The sequence below is a fragment of the Polyangiaceae bacterium genome, from assembly GCA_020633235.1.
Lineage (GTDB): Bacteria > Myxococcota_A > Polyangia > Polyangiales > Polyangiaceae > JACKEA01.
Map to the genome: position 1 here is coordinate 322189 of JACKEA010000004.1, position 22610 is coordinate 344798.

Genomic DNA, 22610 nt, shown 5'->3' on the forward strand with positions numbered 1-22610 from the left:
CCCTCAGCGTTTTCGCAGCTGCCAGCTCGAGCCGTGGCGCCGATAGGCCAGGGCCTTCTGGCGCACCACGTCCATTCCGCTGGTGTCCCAGGTGTCGAAGCGGAGCTCGAAGGCGTCTCGGGTCGTGGTGAGGTCGACGAAGCCGTTGCCGATCCACACCGAGTCCTTCTGTTGGAACAGCGTCTTCGGATGCGCGGGGTCGTCCGTCGCTTCCAGCACGCCATAGCGAAGCTCGCGCCAGGCGGAGGTGCACCAGGGCGTGGCGTGGGCGTAGGCCAAGAACACGCCGGAGGTCGTCGGAATCACGGCGTGCTCGAGGAACAACTGGCCGTCGGCGATGGACTCCTTGTGCGCGGCCCCCGCGGTGAGAACGTGGCGTAGGTCCCGGCCGCGGCCCTGGAAAAGGTACAGCGTCGAGTCGCTGCCGCAGGAGAGCCCGAGGGTCACGACCACGCCAACGAGATCCTCTGCTTCCGGGCGCACGTCCAAGGCGATCAGGCCGCCGAAGGACTGAGAGCCGAAGCCTTCCACCACGCCAGCCTCCCGGAGCGGCGTCATCAGCTCCGCTTCCGCCGTCTTCGCGTTCACCTCCGGGGTGGTCAGCAGGGCCGGCAGCCGCTCGCGCAGGTAGGCGAGGAACGCGCCCTCCAGAGCCTGCAGCTTGGGGCGCGCCGGTGCGGGTACCAAGAAATCCGTGTCCACGCTGTCCGCCAGCTCGACGACGGCGGACGACAGCTCGTGTTGCAGCTCCGCGATACGCTCCGCGGCGCTGTCCGTCGGATTCGGTTCGATGGTCGTGACCGTCTCCGCGGCGGCCGCGGGGGCGGCGGCCGCGGAGACGGTCACCCCTGCGGCGGGAGCCGGCGCAAAGCGCGCCGGCTCCGGGTGCTGACGCTCCCCGCTGCAGGACACGCCGAAGATCGCGAAGACGCAGAGTAAAAGAGCGCGCATGCCGGCGCTACTGCGATCCGTGACAGACCAGCGGGGCGCGACGGGGATCGCGCCGGACCAACAATCAGAAGTAGAGCTTGGCGTCGAGGTGGATCATCTGCGGATAGAGTCCGAACTCGCTCTCGGGCGTGATGCTGGTGGGGCCGTAGCGCGGGGCCTTTCCGACGGGGATGAACGCACCGGCGACGAGAAGCGCGTTCTCGACCACGTCGAAGTCGAGCTCCGGCGCGAAGATGGCGCTCGGGTCCCTGAGGTTCACGATGGCCGAACCGAGGGCGTGGAGCAGCGGGTGGATTTCCCAGTCGGCGGCCACACCGGCGTACAGCTGGCCGACGTCGTACTCCTCGCCCACGGCGAACCGCGGGCTCGCCATCTCTTCCAGGTAGTGCTCGGGCTTCGCGGCGCCGGAGCCGTTCACGTAGGCTTCGGCGGTGACCAAGAGCTTCTTGTGGAGCTGGCTGGTGGTGCCGAACACGGCGCGTTCGAAGGCGGAGCGGCCGTAGCGGCGCCGCTCGGCGTCGGGCACGTAGCTGACGGTGGCGGAGCCGTGGAGATCGGTGCCGCCGCCGAGATCGAGGAACAGATCCACGCCGCCCACGGCGTCTCCTCGCACCCAGCCGCCGAGGGCGCCGACGCGGAGCTCGTGGATGGCCGTCTCGACGCGTGAGAGCGCGGCGGAGCCGTCTTGGCCCACCTCGAAATCGCTCTTGGGCTCGAGCTTTCCGAGGGCGCCTACCAGCATCAAGGTGGTGCCCTCGGCGATGGTCCAGTCCAGGCGCGCGGCATCCACGCCGGGCTTGTATTCGGTGTTGAGCTGCAGCGGCGAAAACGGCGCCAGCAGATCTTCGGGTGTCCAGATGTGGCCGCGCCCGATGGTCACGGGTTGGCGGCCCACGGTGACGCTCACGTCGCCGAAGGTCCCGCGCAGGTAGAGCCAATCGACGCGGTTTTCCAGCTGATAGCGCGAGTGATCCACCGCGCTCCAGGAGAGCGAGAGCCACGTCGGCGTGGTGGCGCCCTTGCCGATGGACAGCGTGTCGCCCAGGAGCGTCGTGGGCAAGGTGCTCGAAGTGCTGGTGAGCTCGTCGTGGATCACCAGCGAGAAGTCGGGCTGCTGGAGCTCCAGCTTGGGACGGAGCGCAACGATGGAAACGGCAGCAGGGTTTTCGTCGTCCGGCACGAACGGCGCATTTAGCGGGCCGCCGCGGAGCACCAGATTGTAGGAGCGTACGGCGCCGCCGACGGTGAAGGAGCTGCCTTCCAGCGGATCCTCCGAGAGCACGAACGCGCGCGCCGGCAACGAAAACGTCAGACACGCGAGGGCGGCAGCGACGCGCGAAAGCATCACTGACGTTCGTCTTCGACGATGCGACCGTCTTCCAGGCGGACGATGCGTCGTGCTCGGGCCATCACGCGCGGGTCGTGGGTACTGAATAGGAAGGTGAGATTTCGCTCCTGGTTCAGCTCCACCATCAAATCGAGCAGGGACTCCGCGCTCTTGCTATCCAGATTGGCGGTGGGCTCGTCCGCCAACACCAGCGTGCGGGCCGAGGCGATGGCGCGGGCCACGGCCACGCGCTGCTGTTGGCCACCGCTGAGCTCCGCTGGGCGACGCTCGAGCATGTCGCCCAGGCCGACGGCGCGGAGGACCTCCGTGGCGCGCTCTCGGCATTCGTGGCGCGGGACACCTTGGAGCTCGAGCACGAGCTCGGCATTTTCCAATGCCGAGAGGACCGGCAAAAGGTTGTACGCCTGAAACACGAAGCCGATGTGATCGCGCCGCATGCTCGCCAGCTCGGTCTTGTTCAGGGCTCGAAGGTCTCGCCCGCCGACTCGAATCTCGCCTGAAGTCGGGCGATCCAAGGCGCCGATGAGATTGAGCAGCGTGGTCTTGCCGGAGCCCGAGGGCCCCGCCAATACGGTGAGCTCCCCGGGTTCCACCAGCAGCTCGACGTCGCTCAAGGCGTGAACGTCGTGATGACCCTGGCGGTACGTCTTGGACAGCGCGTGGGCTTCGACGGCGGGCTCACTCATGGCGCAATGCCTCCACGGGCTCGAGCCGCGCAGCGCGCAGCGCGGGGTAAATGGCTCCCAACATCACCAGCCCGAGGACGACGAGGGAGCTCCACAGCGCCTTTGCCGCGTACAGATGCGAGTACAGGCGCTTGGGTAACAGGATGCCGCTGGTCTCGAAGCTCGAGCCGACGTCGATGCCGGCAGTGGCGTAGTGGTGATTGCCCAAGAGGCCCAGCACGAGCCCGACGGCCACCGACACCAGACCGAGCACCAGCGCCTCGGTCAGTACGATGCCGATCACCTTGCGCGGGGTGGTGCCGAGGGACAGCAGCACGCCGAACTCCCGCGTGCGCTCCATCACGCTCATCAGCAGCGCGTTCAAGATGCCCGCCGCGACCACGATGAAGATGATGACCATCATCACGTACATGCCGCCCTCGTCCACCGCGATGACCGCGTACAAGTCCGGGGCAGCTTCGGTCCAGGGCAGCACTTCAACGTCGTGCCCGCTGAGCACCTTGTCGATGGCGTGAGTGCCTTCCGGCGTGTTCGCCACGTTGTCCAGGATCACCGCGAGCATGCTCACACCCTGGCCTGCACCGGTGAGGCGCTGAGCATCTGCTAGAGGGATTTCCGCCCAGAAGGAGTCGACCTCGGCGACGCCGGTGGCGAAGATACCGTGCACTTCGTACGCGCCACTTCGAGTCTCGCCGCCGCCGACGGGGCGCAGGGTGAGGGTGACGCGATCGCCGACCTCCACCCCCAGCGTGCGCGCCAGTTGCTTGCCGATCACCACCGGTGGCAGCTCGCTTCGCGGGCGCGCTTTCGTGGCGCTCTCCAGCGCCTGGCCGGCGATCATCGAGTCCGGCGTGTCGATCTTGCTGACCAGGTGCTCCACCGCGGGATCCACGCCGGAGAGCGACACGCCCACGCTGGTGGCGCCGGCCGTGATCAGCGCGTCGGTGCGGAGGCGCGGAGCGACGTGCACGACGCCTGGCACGCGACCGATCGCGGCCTGTGCGGGCGCGGGGTCGGCGATCAGCCGGTCCAGCGTGGGGTCGTCGGTGTAGCCCCGGGCGTGCACGACGACGTCGCCCAGCCCCATGCTCACGCCGATCTCCGCCATCTTCTCGTGGGCGCCATCCGCCATGCCCGTGAACACCAAGAGCAGAGCGAGGCCCGCGGCGATGGCCACCGCCGTGAGCAGGGTGCGCCGGCGATTGCGGACGGAGTTTCGGAGAGCCACTCGAAGGATCATGGTTTCACCGGTCCTGCATCGCGATCACCGGCTCTACGCGAGCGGCGGCGAGGGCGGGCCACACTGCGGCCAAGAGCGCTGCGACCAGCATCATCGCGAACGGGAGCACCACGCCCTCGGGCGTCAGCGTGGCGTGGATCACCGGTGGGATCGATGCTCCGGCGAGGCTGAAGTCGCTCAGGCGAGTGAGGGGGATGCCGACTCTCAGCAGGTAGAGATCGAGGCCGACGCCCACTGCCACGCCCACCGCGGACGCGCACAAGGCCAGCAGAAACGTCTCTATCGTGATCAATGCCACCAGGGATGCCGGGCGCATCCCGACCGCCTTCAACACGCCGAGCTCTCGCCGGCGTTCGAACACCGCCATCATGATGGTGTCCGCCACACCGATGGCGGCGACGGCGAAGATGATGGCCACCATCAGCGCGGTCAGCGTGCTGTTGGTCTGCACCATCGCCACCACGTCGGGCCGCAGCTGCTTCCACGTTTTCACGTCGAGGGAGTGAAACTCGTTCCTTGCCTCGAGGGCTTGCGCCACCTCCGGTGCGCGCTTCGGATCGGAGAGCCGGATCGCGAGCTCGTGCGCGCGATCCGGTAGCCTCAGCATGCGCTGAACGTCCGCCAGATTGGCCACGGCTCGGATGGCATCCAGCGCGGAATCCCCGGTGTGTACGATGCCGACCACACGAAACTCGACGTTCACCGGGTCGCCGCCGGTGTCTCGAGTCATCAATCGCAGCCGCGAGCCGGGCTCCACGCCGAGCTTCTTGGCCAGCTTGTCGCCCAACAGCAGCGGCGGCGGAGTGCTGGGCTTGGGCGCGACGCGAACGACGAGCGTTTGGGTGCGCTCCTTCACGTCGGAAACATCGGGGGCATCGCCGAGTCCGTCGATCTCGCGCTCGGCGGCCGCTTCCTCAGCCTCCGTCAGCTGCTGATCGAGCTTCTCGTCGGCAGCGGTCAGCGCTCGCGCTTTGGGCCACGGCGTCGCCGCCGCCGGCAAATATCGGCCCTTGCTCACGCGGCGGTCGAGCCGGGTCAGCCGGGCTTCGCGCTCGGGCTCCACGCCCACGAGCTGCACGCCCGCGGACTTCTTGCCGCTGTCCGCCAGGGCCCAGCTCGTGACGCGCGGGCTCACGGCCTCCACGCCCGGAGTCTCACCTGCGGCGCGGGTCAGCGCTTCTGCGTCGCCGAAGGCGAGCTCGAGCTTGGGTCGCGACGAGAACCCCGGCTCGTGTACTTGCACGTGCCCGAGCTGCACGTCGGTCATGGAGCGGACCATGTCGCTGCCCATGCCGTCCATCACGCCGAAGCTCGCGATGCACATGCCGACACCCAGGGCGATGCCGGCCCCGGCGATCAGCGTCCGACGCCGATTGCGGCCCAGGTTCCGCCAGGCGATGGCGAGCAGCATCACTACTTCCTGAGCGCCTGCTCGGTGAACTTTTCGCCGGGCACCTTGGAGTCGAACTTGACCTTTTCGTAGCGAAGCTCGGTGTACTCACCCGGCTTGGCCGTCACGCGCATCAGGAGCTTGGTGGGAACGCGACGCCCGCCCATTTCCTTCACGTCGGAGAACGTCATCACCCGTGATGGCTTCGTCTGCTTTGCCTTCTTGAAGTACTCCTGGCGCGTGGGGATGACGTCGTCGCCATCCTGATACAGCGTGAGGACGATGCGATCCCACGACACCGGCGCTTTGGGCGTTGGACGCAGCAGCACTCGGTAATAGCGCGCAGAGCCCTTGGTCCAGGTCTTCTCGAGCGTGGAGCGGTAGTCCTTCTCCAGATCCGTCTCCTTCACCAGGTCGTCGTTGGTGAAGTGGCTCCCCATCCAGCTGTCGCCCAACATGCTGCTGCTGAGCACCGTCACGCGATCCGCGCTCGGGTCGTACAAGGAAAGGCGTCCGCCCACCTTGAGGGTGCCGTGCCCCCGCCAGCGCGCCGGTCCCAGGATCTTCACGAGAGCGCGGTTCTTGGAGCCGTGATCGTCGGCCCAGTACACCATGCTGTAGCTGCGGTCGAAGCTCTTGGTGTGCACGCGCATCTTCATCAGCGCGGCGGTGGTCTTGCCGCGGAGCACGTGGTCGGCGCGATGGACGAGGTCGTCGACCTCGCCGGCGCGGGCGGGACTGGAGAAGGCGACGAGGGCGAACAATCCGATCAGGAACGAAGTGAGCCGATGCATGGGAGGAACCTACGTGCTCGCGCCGCACCGACATTGATGATCCACGCCAGAAGGGCTGATACTCTGCGCCACGTCGTGGCGAATCCCGTGGGGCCGACAGCGTGGGCGCGAATGGCAGCGCTATTTCTGGCCTTTGCCGAGCAGCGAGGCGCGCCGGGGGACGCGCTCTTGGCCGGCGCCGGGCTCAGCCGCGCCGCCCTCGCGGACGTGGACGGCCGCATTCCCCTGGTCGCCCTCTACGAGCTCATCGAGGCGAGCCACGCCGCCCTCGGAGACCCGTGTTTGGGCCTGCATTTCGCAACCAGCCTGCGGCTCGAGGACCTGGATGCCCTGGGATTCCTGATGATCACCAGTGCCACCTTCGGCGCCGCTCTGGAGCGGATGTTTCGCTACCAACGCATGTGGGCCGAAGGCGAGCGCTACGAGATACACGTGGACGGCGACCGTGTGCGCGTCACCTACGAGCAGTATGGGCCGCCACGCCTCGCTCACACGCAGATGGTGCAGATGGCGTTCTGCGACTTCGTGGTGAACGGGACGCGCTTCATCCCCGCACTGGAGTTCGACAGCGTGCGCTTCCGGCACCCGAAGCCGGCGGAGGTGGACGAGTACGAGCGCGTCTTCGACGTGCCCATCGAGTTCGACTCGCCCTACGACGAAGTGCGTTTCCCTGCGCGCTTGTTGGAGCTGGCGCTGCCCGATGCGAACGAAGCCCTGTGCACGTTCTTCGACCGCTACACGCGCGACAAGCTGGATCGACTGCCGGGCGACCAGAGTGTCGTCGGCCGGGTGCGCTCGCTCTTGCGCAAGCTGCTCCCGGAAGGGCAGGTGAAGGTGGAGCACCTGGCGGAGCGCATGCACATGAGCCCGCGAACGCTGCAGCGCCGGCTGGGCGAAGAGGGCACTTCGCTCCATGCCGAGCTCGACGAAGTGCGGCGCCAACAAGCGCTCTATTTCCTGCAAGCCGGCGTGGCCATCTCCGAGCTCTCGTGGCTCCTCGGCTACTCCGATTCGAGCGCTTTCCATCGTGCATTCAAGCGTTGGACGAGCACTTCACCGGAAGCCTGGCGCAGCAGCCACCGCGCGCTTCCGGGTTGATGTTGGTGCGGCGCGAGCCCCGTCGCGCCATGATGCGCAGATGCCGTCGCGGCTGCTCCTGAAAAAGGCCTTGTCGGCGTTGCGGGGCGGCGACGCGGACACGGCCCTGCGCGCGCTCACCGCGCTGCTGGAGGCGGAGCCCGGAGCGGCCGACGCCTGGCTGCTGCGCGGAACGCTGAAGGCGAAATCGGACCCCACGGAAGCCGTGGAAGATCTGTGTCGGGGCGTGGAGCTCGGCACCTCCGACACCGAGCTCTTGGCCCGCGCGGCCGCTCTCCTGCTGCGGTTGCGCGAATGGCCGGCGGCAGAGACGGCGCTCTCCAGCGTGATCGCCAAAACTTCCGGAAGGGCGCGCAGCGCGGCGTTGCGCTCGCTCGCGAGCGTGCAGATGGTGCTCGGTCGTCACCACGCGGGGATGGCGAGCTATCGTGAAGCGATCGCCGAAGGCGCATCGTGGGCGGCGGCGGAGCTCGTCGATCACCTGATCGGCGACGGCGACCCGGAGCTGGCCCTGGACGTCATCGCGGAGGTCGGACCGACTCCGAGCTTGGCTCATCACGAGGCGCGGGCCGCCGCCGCGGCAGAGCGTGAGGAGCAGGCGCGCGCCGCGGCGCTCGTGTGGGCCGGCTCGGGGGAAGAGCCCGAGCGCACGCTGCAGGCCGCCGAGCTGCTGCTGGTGGTGGGGGACTTCGCGTCCGCCGAACGCTTGGCGGCGGACCTCCCCCAGAGCAGCGCCCGGGCGAAGCTGCTCCTCGCCGAGCTCGCGAGCTGGCGTGGGCAGACGCAGCGAGCCCGCGCGCTGGCCGCGGGCAGCGGGGACGCGCAGCGCCTGCTGGCGACGGTCGACGTGCTCGAAGGGAAGCTCGATCGCGCCGAAGCCGAGCTGAATCGCGTTCTGGAGCGATCGCCGGATGACGCCGACGCGTTGATCTGGCGCGGCGAGGTCCACCGGCGCCGGGGGCGGCTGGACGCCGCCTGGGACGATCTGCACCGCGGGATCGAGAAGACGCACGGCTACCCCGTGGGCGCCTACGTCGCCTTCGTGCAGACCAACGCCCAACGCAGTGCTCGGGGAAATCTGGACGAAGACCTGTACCGCGAGCTGTTCGTGCTCTTGGCCCCCGTGTTCCGCGCCCTCGGCCTGTCTTCGAGCCAACCGAAATCCAGTCGCGAGATCGCCGACCGGCTGCAGCGCGTGCTCGCCGCGATGCACGGCAACCTGGGACCCCACCCGACGTTCGTGGCAAACGACGCGCTCGAGTCCCTTCGTGCTCCGGTGCACGCGCGCTTCTTGGCGCGCTCGCTGCAAGAGAGACTGCGGACGCGCAGCGCCGACTGGGTGCTCGAGCAGCTGCGAGGGCTGGCGGACGAACGCCCTCAGGAGTCCACCATCCCGTGTCACGTGGGTGAGATCGAGCTGTGGCTCGGCAACTACGACGACGCGGAGCGCGCGTTCCTGCGCGCGCTCGAGGTCTCGCGGGAGACGCGCTGGGCGTACGTGGGGCTGTGCGCCGTGGAGCTCGGCAGGGATCGACCACGGCAGGCCATCGAGTGGTGCGCGCGGGGCGAGAAGCTCGTGATGCCGGGGCGCACGCAGTACGCCTACCGCGGGGAAGCGCATCGCCGCCTGGGCAACTCCGAAGCCGCGTACGAGGATCTGACCATCGCTCTGGAGCTGACGCCGTCGCGCATCAGCTCCTGGATCAACGCTGCGCTCTTGGACGGCGGGCGCGCTGCGCTACGAGAGGCCTTCACGCGCCTCGTGGCCGAAGCGCCGGGCCTGGCTCACGACGCGTGCCAAGAGCTGGGGACCGAGCGATTTCGCACCGTCAACGACCCAGACCAGACTCGTAGCGTGCTCGAGCATGTCTTGGTGATGATGCGCGGGAACCGATCCAGCGCGTTCGTGACGTACTTCACCGCGCAGGGCGAGATGCGCTTCGTCCCCCGGCGCTGAGCCGTCAGCCCGCTGCCACGTGGGCCGGACCTCGCGACAGGAGACCGTCCAAGGCTTCGCGCCGGTTCTTCGGCAAGAAGAACAAGAGGTCGCGAATGCGCTCCTCACGGCTCTGGGCCACGAAGCGAACGGCGGAGTCCGTGACCGTGACCACCTTCAGGCTCGAGAGCTTGCGCAGCGGGCGCGCGAGGGCGTCCACGGGATCCACGCCGAAGGTCCGTCGGAAGAGCGAGCGGTCGAGCACGTCGCCGTCGCGGAGCAGGAAGGACAGATACGTGAAGACCTCGTCGTCCAGCGTCGTTTCCACGCCCACGTAGCGTTCCTCCGACCCCGGCGAGTCGTACTGCGCGTGATACAGGAGCTCGCCGAAGATGCGGGAGCGAGCGGAATCCCCGAAGCCGAGCACGTAGAGCGGCGCGTGGGCGTTGGCGGGTGAGTCGCAGTAGAACAGCTTGGGGTCGGCCCCGCGAGTGTGGCGTGGCGCGCTGCTGGTCAGCACCACGATGTGCTTGCCGTCCCCGCCGATGCGATAGTCGTACTTCTCCGCGAGCTCTCGCAGCACGGTGGGAACCAGGCGCTCGAAGGGCTCGAGGAACGCACGAAATTTCGCGTAGTCACCGTCGAAGTGTGCGTCGACGTACTCCTGCGTGGGAAACAGGAAGTACACCGAGATCTCCGCGGGTGCATGTTGCGCCATGACCTCCTCGATCTCCGCGAGCATCTTCTCCGGCTCCGTCCCGGCGAGGCCCAAGAGGAAGTCCACGTTGGTGTGGTCGGCGCCGTGGCTCTTCAGCATCTCGAACTGAGCGTCGATGTGAGAGCGCGTCTGGGCTCCGCGGTTGTGCAGGCGATTGATGCCGACGTCGACGCTCTGAATCCCGAAGGAAAACCGCGAAAATCCATGGCGGGACAGCACTTGGTGGCGCTCCGGCGTCATTACCATGGGGTCGAACTCGAAGTTCTTCTGCGCTCCGGAATGAAACGAGAGCTCGGAGAACAGCGTGTCGAACAGCCGATCCAGTTGGCTCGGCGACAGCACGCTGGGAGTCCCGCCGCCCACGAACAGGGCGCCGAACTTCACGCCGCGAAACGCGGGCGCGAACAGCCGGACCTCGGCCTCGATCGACGCCACGAACTCGTCGAGCCCCGCACGAGAGGCCACGTGCAGCCGCTTGTAGTTGCAGAAATCGCAGATGGATTTGCAGTACGGAACGTGGATGTAGACGTTGAATGCCCCGTTCTCGGGCGCGCGCTCCATCGCGCTGTGCCAGCGATCCCGGAGCTCGGAGGGCGTGAACCTTCGCGACCGCGATCCCGCGATGTCATGCACCAGCACGCTCGCTTCCGGATAGTCCATCGTCGCGACCACCCGAGCGTAGATCTCCCGTTCCAGTCTCAGCCGGGCCAAGTCCGAGCGCGGCGGCATTCAAGCGAGCGTATCACGCACGGCGGGCCATGTCCGGGCGGGGCGCCGGGCGTCGCAGGGCGGCGGCGGCGAGCAGGCACAGTACGGGAGTGACGACCAGGTGGTAGCGGTCGTCGCCGAAGAAGACGGCATGGGTGAGCACCGTCACGAAGATCAACCCGACCAGGTAGCGCCCCACGGCGCCTTGGCGCGGACGCGCGGGCAGCGGCACCACGGCGAGCAGGGGGATCGCGACGGCCAGCCAGAAGAACGGGTGCTGCTCGTCCGCGGCGCCCAAGACCCCCAGCGCGAGCACTACCACGAGCGCCGCCATCTGCGGCAGCCAGGCTCTGAGGTCCGTCTTTCGCGGCCGTACGCGCGCGACGACGCCCAGCGCTGCCGCCACCATCAAGAGGCGATGAAACAGCGACAGGAGCTGCCGCCCCGCGACGCGGCGATCCTCCGGCCAGGAGTCGGGATCCGCCTCGCGCAAGTACTCGATGGCGAAGGACTCGTGGTCGAAGGTGTGGCCCAGCTTCTTCGGCATCATGGCGAGCCAGTGGCCGGGGGCAGCCAAGATCGCGTCTCGCCCGACCTTCGCCCAACAGCGATCTTGCTGCACCTGGCCCGTGACGATGGGGCAGCCGTCCGCGGCGCGCAGGGTCTGAAATCGGCCGCTCTGGGTGAGCGCGCCGATGGCGAGATTCCAGCCACCATTGGTCGACACGAAGGCGCAGCCGTCCATCTGCGCGCAGTTCCTCAGCGACCACGGCGTGACCATGACGACCGCGACGGCCGTCGCGAGGGCGCCGGCCGCGAGCTTCCGCGCCGCACCAGCATCCATCATCAAGGCCATCAGGGGAGCTGCCAGCAAGCTCGAGGGGCGCACCAGGGTGGCGAGCCCCAAGAGCACTCCGGCGCCGATCACGCCCCGCCACTTGCCCCGCCACGCCACCAGCGCGAGCGGCGCGGCGACCAGCAGCAGCGCCGCGAGACCCTCGGTCATCACGGCGGCGGAGTACACGATGAGCCCGGGGTGCAGCGCCACCAACGCTCCGGCGACCTTCGCTCGACGAGGCGACAGATAGTGTCGCGCCAGGCGATAGACGACGACCGCCGTGACGGCCCCGGTGATGGCGTTCACCACCGGCGCCACCACCAGCTTGGCCCCGAAAACGCGGTACACCGCGCCCAACAGCGCGCTGTAGCCCACCGGATAGTGACACCACGGCTTCCACACCAGCTGGCCGTGCACCATCACGTCTTCCGAGTAGCCGAGCCCCTGAGCGATGCGCTCGGCACCGAAGTGATAGTAGTGGCCGTCCCACACCGGCTCCCGCGCCCAGGCGATGGCCACGAATAGGCGCGGGATCAGCGCGACGACCAGCAGGGCGACGGCGTACCAGAGGTCCGCGCGGTTGTTGTCTCGGGCTCGCGTCATCCGCCGGGTGGAGTGGTGTTAGGCCTCCCCCGTGTCGGCACGCCACTGCCGCATGCGGCGGAGGTAGGTCCGGCTCACCTGCGCTTGATCCAGCTTCAGGTACTTGGCCACCTGCTGCACGAAACCGCGGGTGTAGACCAACGCCGGGAGGTTCTTGAAGTCTTCGGCTTCGATGGCGCGCAGGTGGGCCGAGCTGATCTTGGTGTGCTCGGCGATTTCCTCGATCTCGATGCCTTGGGACTCGCGCACCTTGCCCAGCAGGCGACCGGTGAACTCCGTCTCTGCGTTGATCTCCCGCGTGAGCTCTTGACGCAGCATGGCGCGCTCGGCTTCCAGGGCGGCGTCGGTCTGCTCGCTGCGCTTGGGCTTGTCCTCGCCGTCGTCCGGGAAGACCGAGATGTCGTAGGCGCGGCGTCGGATGGGATCGAGGAGCGTCTCGTGGGCCTCTTCCACGCGCGCTTGTTCGGTGCGCAGCGCCTCTTCCGTGAGCAGCGAGGTGAGGGCCAGGCTGCCGGTCTGGTACAGATCCCGCTGGCGCTTGTAGGCACGGCGGACCTCTTCGTCCGTCGCTCCGCGGTGGGTGCCGAGCACGTCGTACAGGTTCGGATCCGACGACACCAAGGAGATGGGATCGGGCAGCTTGCCGTGCTCCCGGGTAGTGGCCAGGGCCAGGATGCGACGGGCGATCCGCTCGATGTTTCTCGCGCTCTTGCTGGTGGGGCTGTCGATCAGCAGCGGCCGGCGCCGCACCACCCCGAGCCACACGGAGTCGTCCTGCTCCACGTGGCCCACGTACTCGAAGCCCACTCCCAGATAGCGAGCGGCCATGTCGCACATCGCAGGGCCCAGGTCGCTGTCGGTCCGCAGCCGGACGCCGTTCACGACCAAGAGCGGGGAAAGGCGCGCCAGCTCCTGCAGCGCGAGCTCCCCGGCCGCGACGTCGTAGCGGCCGATGGCGCGAGCGAGGTCCTGGGGCGCGGGCAGCGGCGGAAGCTCGCTCTGGGCGCGCTCCACCAGCCGCATCTTGAAACGATCCTTCACCAAGGTGCGGCGGATGCGCCGTTGGAACACCGCGCGGATGAAGCGAAAGGTGCTCTCCACGCTGGGCGGCTCCGGCGCCGTGACGCAGATCCCCAGATCCGCGCCCAAGAACAGATCCAACGTGGCCGGCGCAGTACCGGCTCCCAAGTCGAGCACCACCCAGTCCACGTCGAGCTGGCGCAAGCGGCGGGCCCAACGCGGCTTGCGCCCGGGTCGGATGGGAACCGTGGAGCCGACGCTGTAGAGCTGCGGCAAGAGCATCAACCCCGGGACCGGAGTGGGCAGCGGCGTGAGGTCCTCCTCGCCGTCTTCTCCGGTGGGCTTGTACTCGGGTAGATCGATTCCGAGCATGGTGTGGAGCTCGGCCCCCGCCGGATCCGCGTCCACCACCACCACCGTGCGCCCGAGCTGCGCCAGGTACACCCCGAGGTTCACGGTGAGCACGCTCTTGCCCACGCCGCCGCGGCCGCCGCCGACGGCGATCACGTGACGCACGTGGCGAGGCGGCGTCGCCAGCCGGTCGGAAGTGGGCGGCAGAGTGTCGCGCTCGGCCATGGGCCCGGATCTAGAGCATCTTTGTCCGCGCTGTCACAGCACTAGGCGAAAAACTCCTCGTCCTTCCAATCGCAAGGACTCGAATTTCCGTTTGAACTTGTGGGACCTGGCACTACGCTCCCCGAGCCATGTTGCTGCCCTGGAGAGCGATGGGGGCCGTGATCGCGGTCTCTCTTCTGAGCCTCAGGCTTTCGACCTGCCGCTCGCCCGGGGAAGGCGGCCGCGGGCCGGGAGCCGGCGCCGAGCCCACGGAGATCGTGGAGCTCACCGGCGTCGACACCAAGGATCTCACCGCGCGGGAGAAGCGCGAGTGGTCGAGCGCCGTCTCCGAGCTCCTGGCGCCGTGTCCCGACCAACCCGTGAGCTTGGCCCAGTGCGTGAAGGAATCTCGCGACTGTCGCTCCTGCGCGCCGGCCGCAGAGTTTCTGGTCCGCCAGGTCCAAAAGGGTCGCACGCGCTCCCAGCTGGATGCAGCGTTCAAGGAGCGCTTCGGCAAGGATCAGGTCAAGAGCATCAACACGGACGGGTCCCCCGCGAAGGGGCCGGACGACGCACCCGTGCAGATCGTGGAGTGGGCGGACTTCGAGTGTCCGTTCTGCGGACGTACCGCGCCCGTCCTGGAGGAGCTGCTCGAGAAGTACCCGAACAGCATTCGCCTCGTTTACAAGAACTACCCGCTCAGCAGCCACAAGTACTCGGAGAAGGCCGCGCGGGCGGCGGTCGCTGCAGGGCGCCAGGGCAAGTTCTGGGAGATGCACAAGGCGCTCTTCGAGCTGCAGCCCAAGCAACCGGAGCTGCCGGTGATTCGCGAGCTGGCCAAGGGCCTCGGCCTCGACATGAAGAAGTTCGAGGAAGACCTGGAGAGCGAAGCCGTAGCCGACGCCGTGTCCAAGGATCGCAAGCAGGCCGATGCCCTGGGGCTGGAAGGCACGCCGCTCATCTACATCAACGGACGCCACTTTGATCTGGACAACTTCGAGATCGGTGAGGACCTGGAGAAGTGGGTGAAGCTCGAGATCGAGCTCAAGACCGGCAAGAAGGCCGTCGCCAAGAAGCCGTCGCCCAAGAAGCCGGCACCCTCCGCCAGTGGCGCGCCCAGCGCCAGCGGCGCGCCCATCGCCAGCGGCGCTCCCAAGGCCGCTGCCAGCCAATGAGAGGCGGCTCCGACGTCGGTTGCTTCCCCACGGGGCGGCATTACCCCGGCATCGCGCACCTGCTCACGGTGCGCATCGTAGGCCTGGCAGAAGAGTGGGACGGCGAGACGACCCTGGACGACCTGCCCATGGTCTGCATCGACACCGAGACCACCGGTCGGGATTCCGCGCTCGATCGCATCGTGGAGATCGCGTGTGTCGTGTGGCAGCGCGGCGAGATCGTCGCCAGCCACAACTGGCTGTGCAATCCCGGCATGCCGATCCCGAAAGAGGCCTTCGACGTCCACGGCATCAGTGACGACGACGTGAAGGACAAGCCGCGCTTCGAGGACATCGCTCAGGACGTCCTGGCCGCCCTCGCCCTTGGCGTTCCCGTCGCCTACAACGCCGAGTTCGATCGCGCCTTCGTCAACGCCGAGCTCGGCCGCGCCGGCTTCCCGCCGGGCACGTTGCCTCCGGCCTGCCGCAAGGGCGTGGACTGGATCGACCCGCTGGTGTGGGCCCGCGAGCTGCACAAGCAGGAGAAGGGCAAGAGCCTGGGCGAGGTGTGCTCGCGACTGGGCATCGAGATCAACCAGGCGCACCGCGCCTCGGACGACGCCGAAGCCGCGCTCCGCGTTCTTGCGGCCTTCGCTCCGGACCCGCGAGTCCCCAAGACCTACGCCGCCTTCGTGCAAGAGCAGCGCCGCGTCGGTCGCCTGCAAGACGAAGAGCGCGCCCGCTGGCGCGGCAGATCCTGAGAGTCGATCCTTTTGTCGGTGCGGCGCGATACCCGTCGCTTCCGCGCTGCACCGACAAGAAAATTCAGGGAGAGGCTTCGGCCTCGCTGGCATCCACGATGCCGGCGTCCGGCACCGGCGCGTGCTCCACGGCCATCTTCACGTCGAGCAGCACGGTCTCGCCCGGGACCAGGTGAATGGTGCGGCGCTCCGTGGGCGCGTTCGGGTGCTCCAAGCGCACGTAGTGGGTGCCGGGTGCCAGCACGATGGACCGCGCGAAGGGAGTGGTGTCGACCTTTTGGCCATCCACGATCACGTTGGCCCAGGGCTCGGCCACCACCCGCAGGTAGCCGGCGATGGAGGGTGAAACCTCTATGGCCGGGGAGGTGCGCGGCGTGCCTTCGCTGCGCTTCCACTCCAGCGCTTGGATGGCCCCGCCGCCCAGCACGGCGAGAACGGAGCACAGCACCAGCCCCGCGAGGGCGGGCCGGAGGCTGTCCGGCTCGGGTTTCGGCGCCGTGGGCCGGGTGGGGCGCGCCAGGGATTTGGGCGCCTCGTCCGCGATCGAAGCCTCGGCCAGCGCTTGCGAGATCACGCTGCGCGCGGAGCCCTGGTCGGCGTCGGCGAGGATCTGTTCGAGGATCAACGACAGCTCGTCGGCGGACGCGAAGCGATCGCTCGGAAGCTTCTCGAGACACCGGCGCACGGCGCGATCGAGGGCGTGGGGCAAGTGGTCCACGCTGCGCGTGAGCGGCTCCGGAGATTCGTGTCGGATGCGTTGCGTGGTGGTCCCTTGGTCCGGAGCATCGAAGGGACGCCGCCCGCTCAGCATTTCGTAGAGCACCACGCCGAGCGAGAACAAGTCACTGCGGGGGTCGGACGCTTCGCCGAGGATCTGCTCCGGGGACATGTACGACGGTCCGGAGAAGCCCGCGCTGCCATCGAGCAGCTCCGGCGCCGTGGGCATGCGCTCGTCGACGGCGACGGTGAAGTTGATGAGCTTCAGGTTTCCGGAGAACCCGATCAGCACGTTCCGCGGCTGCACGTCTCGGTGCACGATGCCGAAGCCGTGGGCGTGGCTCAGGGCGCGGGCAATCTCGAGCGCGATGGCCGTCGCCACCGGCGGATTCAGCTTGCCCACGCGCTCGATGAGCTCCTCGAGGGAGAGGCCCTCGACGTACTCCAGCACCAGCCACATGCGCTCGTCCCTGCGGACGAAGTCGTGAACCGCGAGCACGCCTGGGTGGTGCAGCTCCGCGAGCAACCGCGCTTCTCGCTCCAGGGAGGCGGCAAAGGGCGAGGACGGCAGGATGCTGGAGGACAGCGCCTTGATCAGGACCGGGCGCCCCAGGGGCTTCTGGATCGCGTGATAGAGGTCAGTGACGGGACCCGAACGGAGCTTCTCGACGACCTGACAGCCATCGAACTCCACTCGCTCCGGCATGCTCGTCACCTCGGGGTCCTGATATACTGCTCGTCGAGCGATTGAATGCCGGGACGAGAGCGTTTCCGGCGGCTCAGGTCAAGGGAGCTCCGGCATGATGCTGAAATCTCGCCGACTCACGCTGGGAGTGACGGTCGCCGTCGCTCTACTCGTAGGTCAGGCATGCAGCGGTTGTGGTGAAGACGGTGGTACCACCACCAACGACCCCGGGACCGGGGGCAAGGGGAGCGGTGGTGACGCCAGCTCCGATCAGAACCTGATCGGCGACCAAGGCACCGGCGGCGAGGCGAGCACCACGTGTCCAGGCGGTTGTCCCGAGGGGCAGATCTGCATCAACGGTTTCTGCGTCACGCAGACGTCCTGCAACGACGACGAGGACTGCCAGAACGACACCTACTGCGAGCCCAACACGGGCTGCATCCCGTGGGGCCAGCCCCCCGACAAGAAGTTCGATCCGGGCTGCCAGGTCGGGCTGCCGCCGGGAAATTTCGCTCCCACCGTGAAATGCGAGTTCTCCCAGGCGCCAGCGGGGGATCCTTTCCCGAACCACGTGGACGTGCAGGCCACGCCCATGGTGGTGAACTTCAACGCCGGCGGTACCGGCGTGCCCTCCATCGTGGTGCCCTTCACGGCCACTGTCGTCAGCAACTACACCGAGGACCTCGGTGTGATTCGCGTGCTGCGCGGCGACAACTGCCAGCTGGAGGCGAACCTGGGCGGAGGCCAGGCCGGGCACGACGGCTACTTGGTGTCGTCCGCCCCGGTGGCGGTCGGCGATCTGGATGGTGACGGCTCCGCGGAGGTGGTGGCCAACGGAGCCGACGGAACGCTGGTGGCGTTCACGCGCAAGGCGGGCACCTGGTCGCGGCTGTGGGTGTCGTCCGCCGCGGTGGCGGGTCCATGCAACGCCGGCAATCATCGCTGTCCCCTCGGGTGGGCGGGAACGTCCATTCACGACCTGGACGACGATGGCGTTCCGGAGGTGATCCGCGAAGGCGCCGTGGTCGATGGCCTCACCGGCACGGTGAAGAGTCAGAACCCGGCGAACTATGCGAGCTACAGCCAAGGTCTGAACCCGGTGCTGGCGGATCTGGACCAGGATCCGGCCATCGAGCTCACCAACGGCCAGTTCATCTGGGAGTGGAGCGGGGGCGCCTGGGTGCAGGAAACCGGCTTCCCCGGCGCCACGGCGTCGGCTCCCGGGTTCGTGGCGGTTGCGGATTTCGGCGCCTACGGTGCCGGCGTACCGGCCACCAACCCGGAAATCGTCGTGGTTCGCGGCGGCAACGTGTACATCCACGCCATCGACGGCACACTGGTGCTCGGGCCCATCGCCGTTCCCGGGGGCGGCGGCGGGGCGCCCACGGTGGCGGACTACGACGGCGACGGTTTGCCGGAGGTCGGCGTCGCTGGTCAGGCCTACCTCACGGTGTACGACATCGACTGCACGGCGTCACCGCGGCCGGGCGGCGCCTGCACGAACTCGAACGGCTGTATCGATAGCGGCAGCCCCTGCCCCGCGGGCATCTTGTGGTCGCGACAGACGCAGGACATCTCCAGCAACATCACCGGCTCCAGCGTGTTCGACTTCGAAGACGACGGAAAGGCCGAGGTGGTGTACGCGGACGAGTGCTTCGTGCGCGTGTACGACGGCACCGACGGCACGGTGCTCTTCAGCCAGTATCGCTCGTCGTGCACCTGGTACGAAAATCCAATCGTTGCCGACACCGACGGCAACTTCCGTGCGGATCTGGTGACGCCCTCGAACCTCGCTTGCTCCGACGGCGTGAACGGCATCGCCTGCAACATGCTGGATGGTAACGGCGTGGACACCCAGTTCCCCGGGGTGCGCTGTCTGGAGAACAAGGACTGCCCCTCCAACGTGTGCGACAACGGCTTGTGCCGCTGCACCACCACGGCCGAGTGCTGCGCGGCAGGCACGGATCCGGCGTGCCTGGACGAAGGCTTCACCTGCGCGCCGCCGCCCACCGGCACGCCGGGCACCGGCAACACGTGCCGGGCCGCCCACCCCAAGGGGGTCAGCGGCATCCGCGTGTACTCCGACGCCAACGACCGCTGGGTGCGTTCCCGCACCATCTGGAGCCAGCACGCCTACGCCGTCACCCACATCAACGAGGACGGCACCATTCCCAAGACCAGCGCGTGGCAGAAGAACTGGCTGCAGTCGGACCTCAACAACTTCCGTCAGAACGTGCCGGGCAACGCGGACGGACAGGACACGCCGGATCTCACGGCGGGCATCGCCGGATTCACCTGCGGCGGCCAGGGTGCCACTCTCAGCGCGCCGATCTGCAATCGCGGTACGGCGCCGCTGGGGTCCGGCGTGAACGTTGGCTTCTACGACGGCACTACCAAGCTGTGTGAAACCAGCACCACCAAGGCACTGCAGCCCGGAGAGTGCGAGACCGTGAGCTGCCTGTGGACCACGCCCACGGAAACTCCCGTGGACGTGGACGTGATCGCGGACGACACCGAGAAGAACACGGAGTGCAAGGAAGGCAACAATCACGGCACCGTGCAGGGCGTGAAGTGCCAGCCGCCGGCGTGACCGCGCCGGACCAACAAAAGAATCACTTCTTCACGTGGAGGCCGCATTCCTTGTCGGAGGCGCGCTCCCACCACCAGCGACCGTCACGTTCGTGCTGCCCGGGCAAGATGGGGCGGGTGCACGGCTCGCATCCGATGCTCACCATGCCGCGGGCGTGCAGCTCGTTGTGCGGCACCTCGAAGCCCTGGATGCTGGCCCACACGTAGTCGAGCTCCACGTTGGCCAGCGGGTTCCACTTGACCAGGGGCCCGCCGGCCTTGCCCGTGTGCGCGTCGTCCAGCGCCACGATGGCGACCTCCGCGCGGGTGGGGCTCTGATCCCGCCGCTGGCCCGTCATCCACGCGGACAAGCCGGCGAGCTGGCGTTTCAGCGGGCCCACCTTGCGAATGGCGCAGCACTCCTGGTGTCCGTCCTCGTAGAACGAGAACATGCCCTTGGCACGGACCAACGCTTGAACGCGTTCGGCATCGGGAAAGCAGTACTCGATGCGAATGCCATAGTGCTTCTCCACGCGATCGAAGAAGCGGTAGGTCTCCGGATGTAGGCGACCGGTGTCGAGACTGAACACCCGGTAGGGCAGCCCGCTCTGGTGCGCCAGCTCGATCAGGAGCACGTCTTCCGCGCCGCTGAAGCTGATCGCGAGATCCGTCCCGAATTCCTCCAGGGCCCGCTTCACGATGGCGCCGGGCGGCGCGTCGGCGAGCTCGCGAGCAGCGGCTTGGACGTCCAGCATGGGAGGGAGAAGCGTAGTTCAGCCCACCCCGAGCAGCCAGGGGGCCTGTCCTCGGGGCCGGCACCTGGGGTATCGTGTGAACGAGTATCTCGCGGCGGGGAGTCTGATCGAGGGTGTGGTGTCCGACGCCGATAGTGAAGCTCCGAATGAACTCGAGGCGTTGCGCGCTCGCGTGAGTGAGCTCACGGAACGCCTGCGCGCCGCGCGAGGCTCCGAAGAGATTCAGCGCGCGGTGCTCGAAGGGGTGCCCGATTACATCCTCGAGCTGGACACCGAAGGCCGCATCAGATTCATGAACCAGACCGCGCCCGGCTTCGAGCTGGAAGGCGTGTTGGGAATGCCCATCTTCGACTTCTTGTCGGAGGAGTCCCGAGAGCCCGCGCGCCGCTGCCTCGAGCAGGTGCTGGAAACGGAAGAAGCCGGCGCCTTCGATTCCACCGGGCTCGGTCCCCATCGTCGCCTCGCTCACTACCACGCGCGCCTGGCGCCGCTGACCCGCGGAGATGGGACCCGCTCGCTGGTGATGGTGGCGACGGACATCACCGAGCTCCGGCAAGCGCAGCTCGAGCTCAAGGACAGCCAAGAGCGCCTGCATCTGACCATGGCCGCCAGCGGTATCGGCATCTGGAGCTGGGACCGGGAGGGTGACCGCATTCGCTGGGACACGCAGACCTGTCGTCTGTTCGGCGTGGAAGAAGGCTGGTCCCCCGGCAGCTTCGACGAGTACCTGGCTCTGATCCACCCGGACGATCGCGATGCCGTGCGCGGTGCGATCTTTCGCTCGGTGGAAACAGGGGTGTACGAGGACATTCAACATAGGATCGAGACGCCCGAAGGCTCGACGCGCTGGGTGCTGTGCAAGGGGGATGCGCAAACGGACGAGAGCGGACAGGTGACGCGACTTCTGGGCGCCATCGTGGACGTGAGCGACCGGCGCGCTCTCGAAGAGCAGCTCCTGCAGTCGCAGAAGATGGAAGCCGTCGGTCAGCTGGCAGCGGGCGTCGCCCATAACTTCAACAACATGCTCGCTGCGATCCTGCCCAACCTGGAGCTGGCATCGCGGCGAGCGGCACCGGACATCCGGCGCTTGTTGGACGCCGCCCGCGAAGCCTCCACTCGCGCTGCGCGGATCGTGCGGCAGCTGATGCTGTTCGCCGGGGGAAGACACCACGCGGAGCAGCGGCGCTCGGAGGCGCTCGACGCGCTGGTGGAACGAACGGTGGAGATGTGCCGAAACACCTTCGATCGAGGGATCGGCATCGAGCTGCGGCGCGATCCCGCCCTGCTGCCGGTGCGCGCGGATTCCACCCAGTTGGAGCAGGTCGTGCTGAACGCTCTTCTGAACGCCCGCGACGCGCTCGATGAGGTCGGCGATCGTGAGCGAAGGATCTGGGTTTCGGTGGAGAGCATCTCCGCCGATGACGTTCCCCTCGAGCACGCAAAGGGAGAGTGGATCCGAGTTCGCATCGAAGACAACGGCGCGGGCATACCGGCGGAGCTGCGGCGCCGCGTGTTCGAGCCCTTCTTCACCACCAAGGAAGTGGGCAAGGGAACCGGCCTCGGGCTGGCCACCAGCTACGCCATCGTTCGCGAGCACGGCGGCGTCATCGACTGCAGTGCGGGGGCAGAGCACGGCACCGTCATCGACATCTGCCTGCCCGCGGATCCCTCTCCGGAGAAGACGCCGTCCACTCCGGCGCCTCCCGAGACCGTCGGCGGCAAGGAGCACGTACTCTTGGTGGACGACGAAGCGCTGGTTCGGGGAGCCGTGCTCCGGGTTCTGGAAGAGGCGGGGTACTCCGTCGCGACCGCTGGTGACGGCGCCGAAGCGCTGGAGCGCTTTGGACGCGACACGTTCGACTTGGTGCTCCTCGACCTGTCGCTGCCGCGGCTCTCGGGTCGTCAGGTGCTGAGCGAGCTGCGGCGCCAACATCCGAAGGCGCGGGTGATCTGCTTTTCGGGCACCGGAGAGACGCCGCCAGACGCGAACGCGTTCCTGGACAAGCCGGTGGGCGCCGACACCCTGTTGGCCACCGTCCGCGACGTGCTCGACGCTTCCTGATTTTGTCGGTTCGCCGCGGGCCC

General features: G+C 67.8%; 17 protein-coding genes. 6 read left to right on the plus strand and 11 right to left on the minus strand.

All coding sequences use genetic code 11. The annotated features are described in order from the left end of the window. Positions 1-3: 3 nt before the first annotated feature. The 6 genes from H6717_22870 to H6717_22895 form a co-directional block, all read right to left on the minus strand. Positions 4-951 (minus strand): hypothetical protein, encoded by a 948-nt coding sequence (locus tag H6717_22870; GenBank protein ID MCB9579888.1) that lies wholly within the window; start codon positions 949-951, stop codon positions 4-6. 64 nt (positions 952-1015) lie between these two features. After that, entirely contained in the window at positions 1016-2296 is a 1281-nt protein-coding gene (locus tag H6717_22875) for a hypothetical protein (GenBank protein ID MCB9579889.1), read from the minus strand. Then, positions 2296-2985 (minus strand): ABC transporter ATP-binding protein, encoded by a 690-nt coding sequence (locus H6717_22880; protein ID MCB9579890.1) that lies wholly within the window; start codon positions 2983-2985, stop codon positions 2296-2298. The genes H6717_22875 and H6717_22880 overlap by 1 nt, the downstream gene beginning before the upstream one ends. Continuing rightward, positions 2978-4225 (minus strand): ABC transporter permease, encoded by a 1248-nt coding sequence (locus H6717_22885; protein ID MCB9579891.1) that lies wholly within the window; start codon positions 4223-4225, stop codon positions 2978-2980. The genes H6717_22880 and H6717_22885 overlap by 8 nt, the downstream gene beginning before the upstream one ends. Positions 4226-4229: 4 nt before the next feature. Continuing rightward, on the minus strand, positions 4230-5636 hold the full coding sequence (locus tag H6717_22890) for an ABC transporter permease (GenBank protein MCB9579892.1): 1407 nt from the start codon (positions 5634-5636) through the stop codon (positions 4230-4232). 2 nt (positions 5637-5638) lie between these two features. Next, the gene (locus tag H6717_22895) at positions 5639-6409 is read right to left on the minus strand and encodes an outer membrane lipoprotein-sorting protein (GenBank protein ID MCB9579893.1); all 771 of its coding nucleotides are present in this window, start codon (positions 6407-6409) and stop codon (positions 5639-5641) included. A gap of 111 nt (positions 6410-6520) precedes the next feature. Here H6717_22895 and H6717_22900 point away from each other — a divergent pair, with 111 nt between their 5' ends. Both H6717_22900 and H6717_22905 read left to right on the plus strand, forming a co-directional pair. Next, on the plus strand, positions 6521-7507 hold the full coding sequence (locus H6717_22900) for an AraC family transcriptional regulator (protein MCB9579894.1): 987 nt from the start codon (positions 6521-6523) through the stop codon (positions 7505-7507). 40 nt (positions 7508-7547) lie between these two features. Further along, the gene (locus tag H6717_22905; GenBank protein MCB9579895.1) at positions 7548-9464 is read left to right on the plus strand and encodes a tetratricopeptide repeat protein; all 1917 of its coding nucleotides are present in this window, start codon (positions 7548-7550) and stop codon (positions 9462-9464) included. 4 nt (positions 9465-9468) lie between these two features. Here H6717_22905 and H6717_22910 read toward each other — a convergent pair whose 3' ends face one another. Genes H6717_22910 through H6717_22920 form a run of 3 tightly spaced genes read right to left on the minus strand, consistent with a single transcriptional unit; the run spans position 9469 to position 13906 of the window. Beyond that, positions 9469-10890: a radical SAM protein gene (locus tag H6717_22910; GenBank protein ID MCB9579896.1), complete on the minus strand. Its 1422-nt coding sequence runs from the start codon at positions 10888-10890 to the stop codon at positions 9469-9471. Positions 10891-10903: 13 nt separating this feature from the next. Beyond that, entirely contained in the window at positions 10904-12310 is a 1407-nt protein-coding gene (locus H6717_22915; protein MCB9579897.1) for a glycosyltransferase family 39 protein, read from the minus strand. An 18-nt stretch (positions 12311-12328) separates the two neighbouring features. Then, entirely contained in the window at positions 12329-13906 is a 1578-nt protein-coding gene (locus H6717_22920) for a helix-turn-helix domain-containing protein (protein ID MCB9579898.1), read from the minus strand. Positions 13907-14034: 128 nt separating this feature from the next. Here H6717_22920 and H6717_22925 point away from each other — a divergent pair, with 128 nt between their 5' ends. Both H6717_22925 and H6717_22930 read left to right on the plus strand, forming a co-directional pair. Then, positions 14035-15060 (plus strand): thioredoxin domain-containing protein, encoded by a 1026-nt coding sequence (locus tag H6717_22925; GenBank protein ID MCB9579899.1) that lies wholly within the window; start codon positions 14035-14037, stop codon positions 15058-15060. Further along, positions 15057-15800 (plus strand): 3'-5' exonuclease, encoded by a 744-nt coding sequence (locus H6717_22930; protein ID MCB9579900.1) that lies wholly within the window; start codon positions 15057-15059, stop codon positions 15798-15800. The genes H6717_22925 and H6717_22930 overlap by 4 nt, the downstream gene beginning before the upstream one ends. Positions 15801-15864: 64 nt before the next feature. On the opposite strand, the gene H6717_22935 is transcribed toward H6717_22930, so the two are convergent. Beyond that, entirely contained in the window at positions 15865-17232 is a 1368-nt protein-coding gene (locus tag H6717_22935) for a serine/threonine protein kinase (GenBank protein MCB9579901.1), read from the minus strand. Positions 17233-17317: 85 nt separating this feature from the next. On the opposite strand from H6717_22935, the gene H6717_22940 reads away from it, so the two are divergent. Continuing rightward, on the plus strand, positions 17318-19792 hold the full coding sequence (locus H6717_22940) for a hypothetical protein (protein MCB9579902.1): 2475 nt from the start codon (positions 17318-17320) through the stop codon (positions 19790-19792). Between the two features lie 22 nt (positions 19793-19814). On the opposite strand, the gene H6717_22945 is transcribed toward H6717_22940, so the two are convergent. After that, positions 19815-20525, minus strand: coding sequence for a phosphoadenylyl-sulfate reductase (locus H6717_22945; protein ID MCB9579903.1), 711 nt, complete (start codon positions 20523-20525; stop codon positions 19815-19817). 76 nt (positions 20526-20601) lie between these two features. Between H6717_22945 and H6717_22950 the strand changes: the two genes are divergently transcribed. Continuing rightward, positions 20602-22587: a PAS domain S-box protein gene (locus H6717_22950; GenBank protein ID MCB9579904.1), complete on the plus strand. Its 1986-nt coding sequence runs from the start codon at positions 20602-20604 to the stop codon at positions 22585-22587. The last annotated feature ends 23 nt before the right edge of the window (positions 22588-22610 follow it).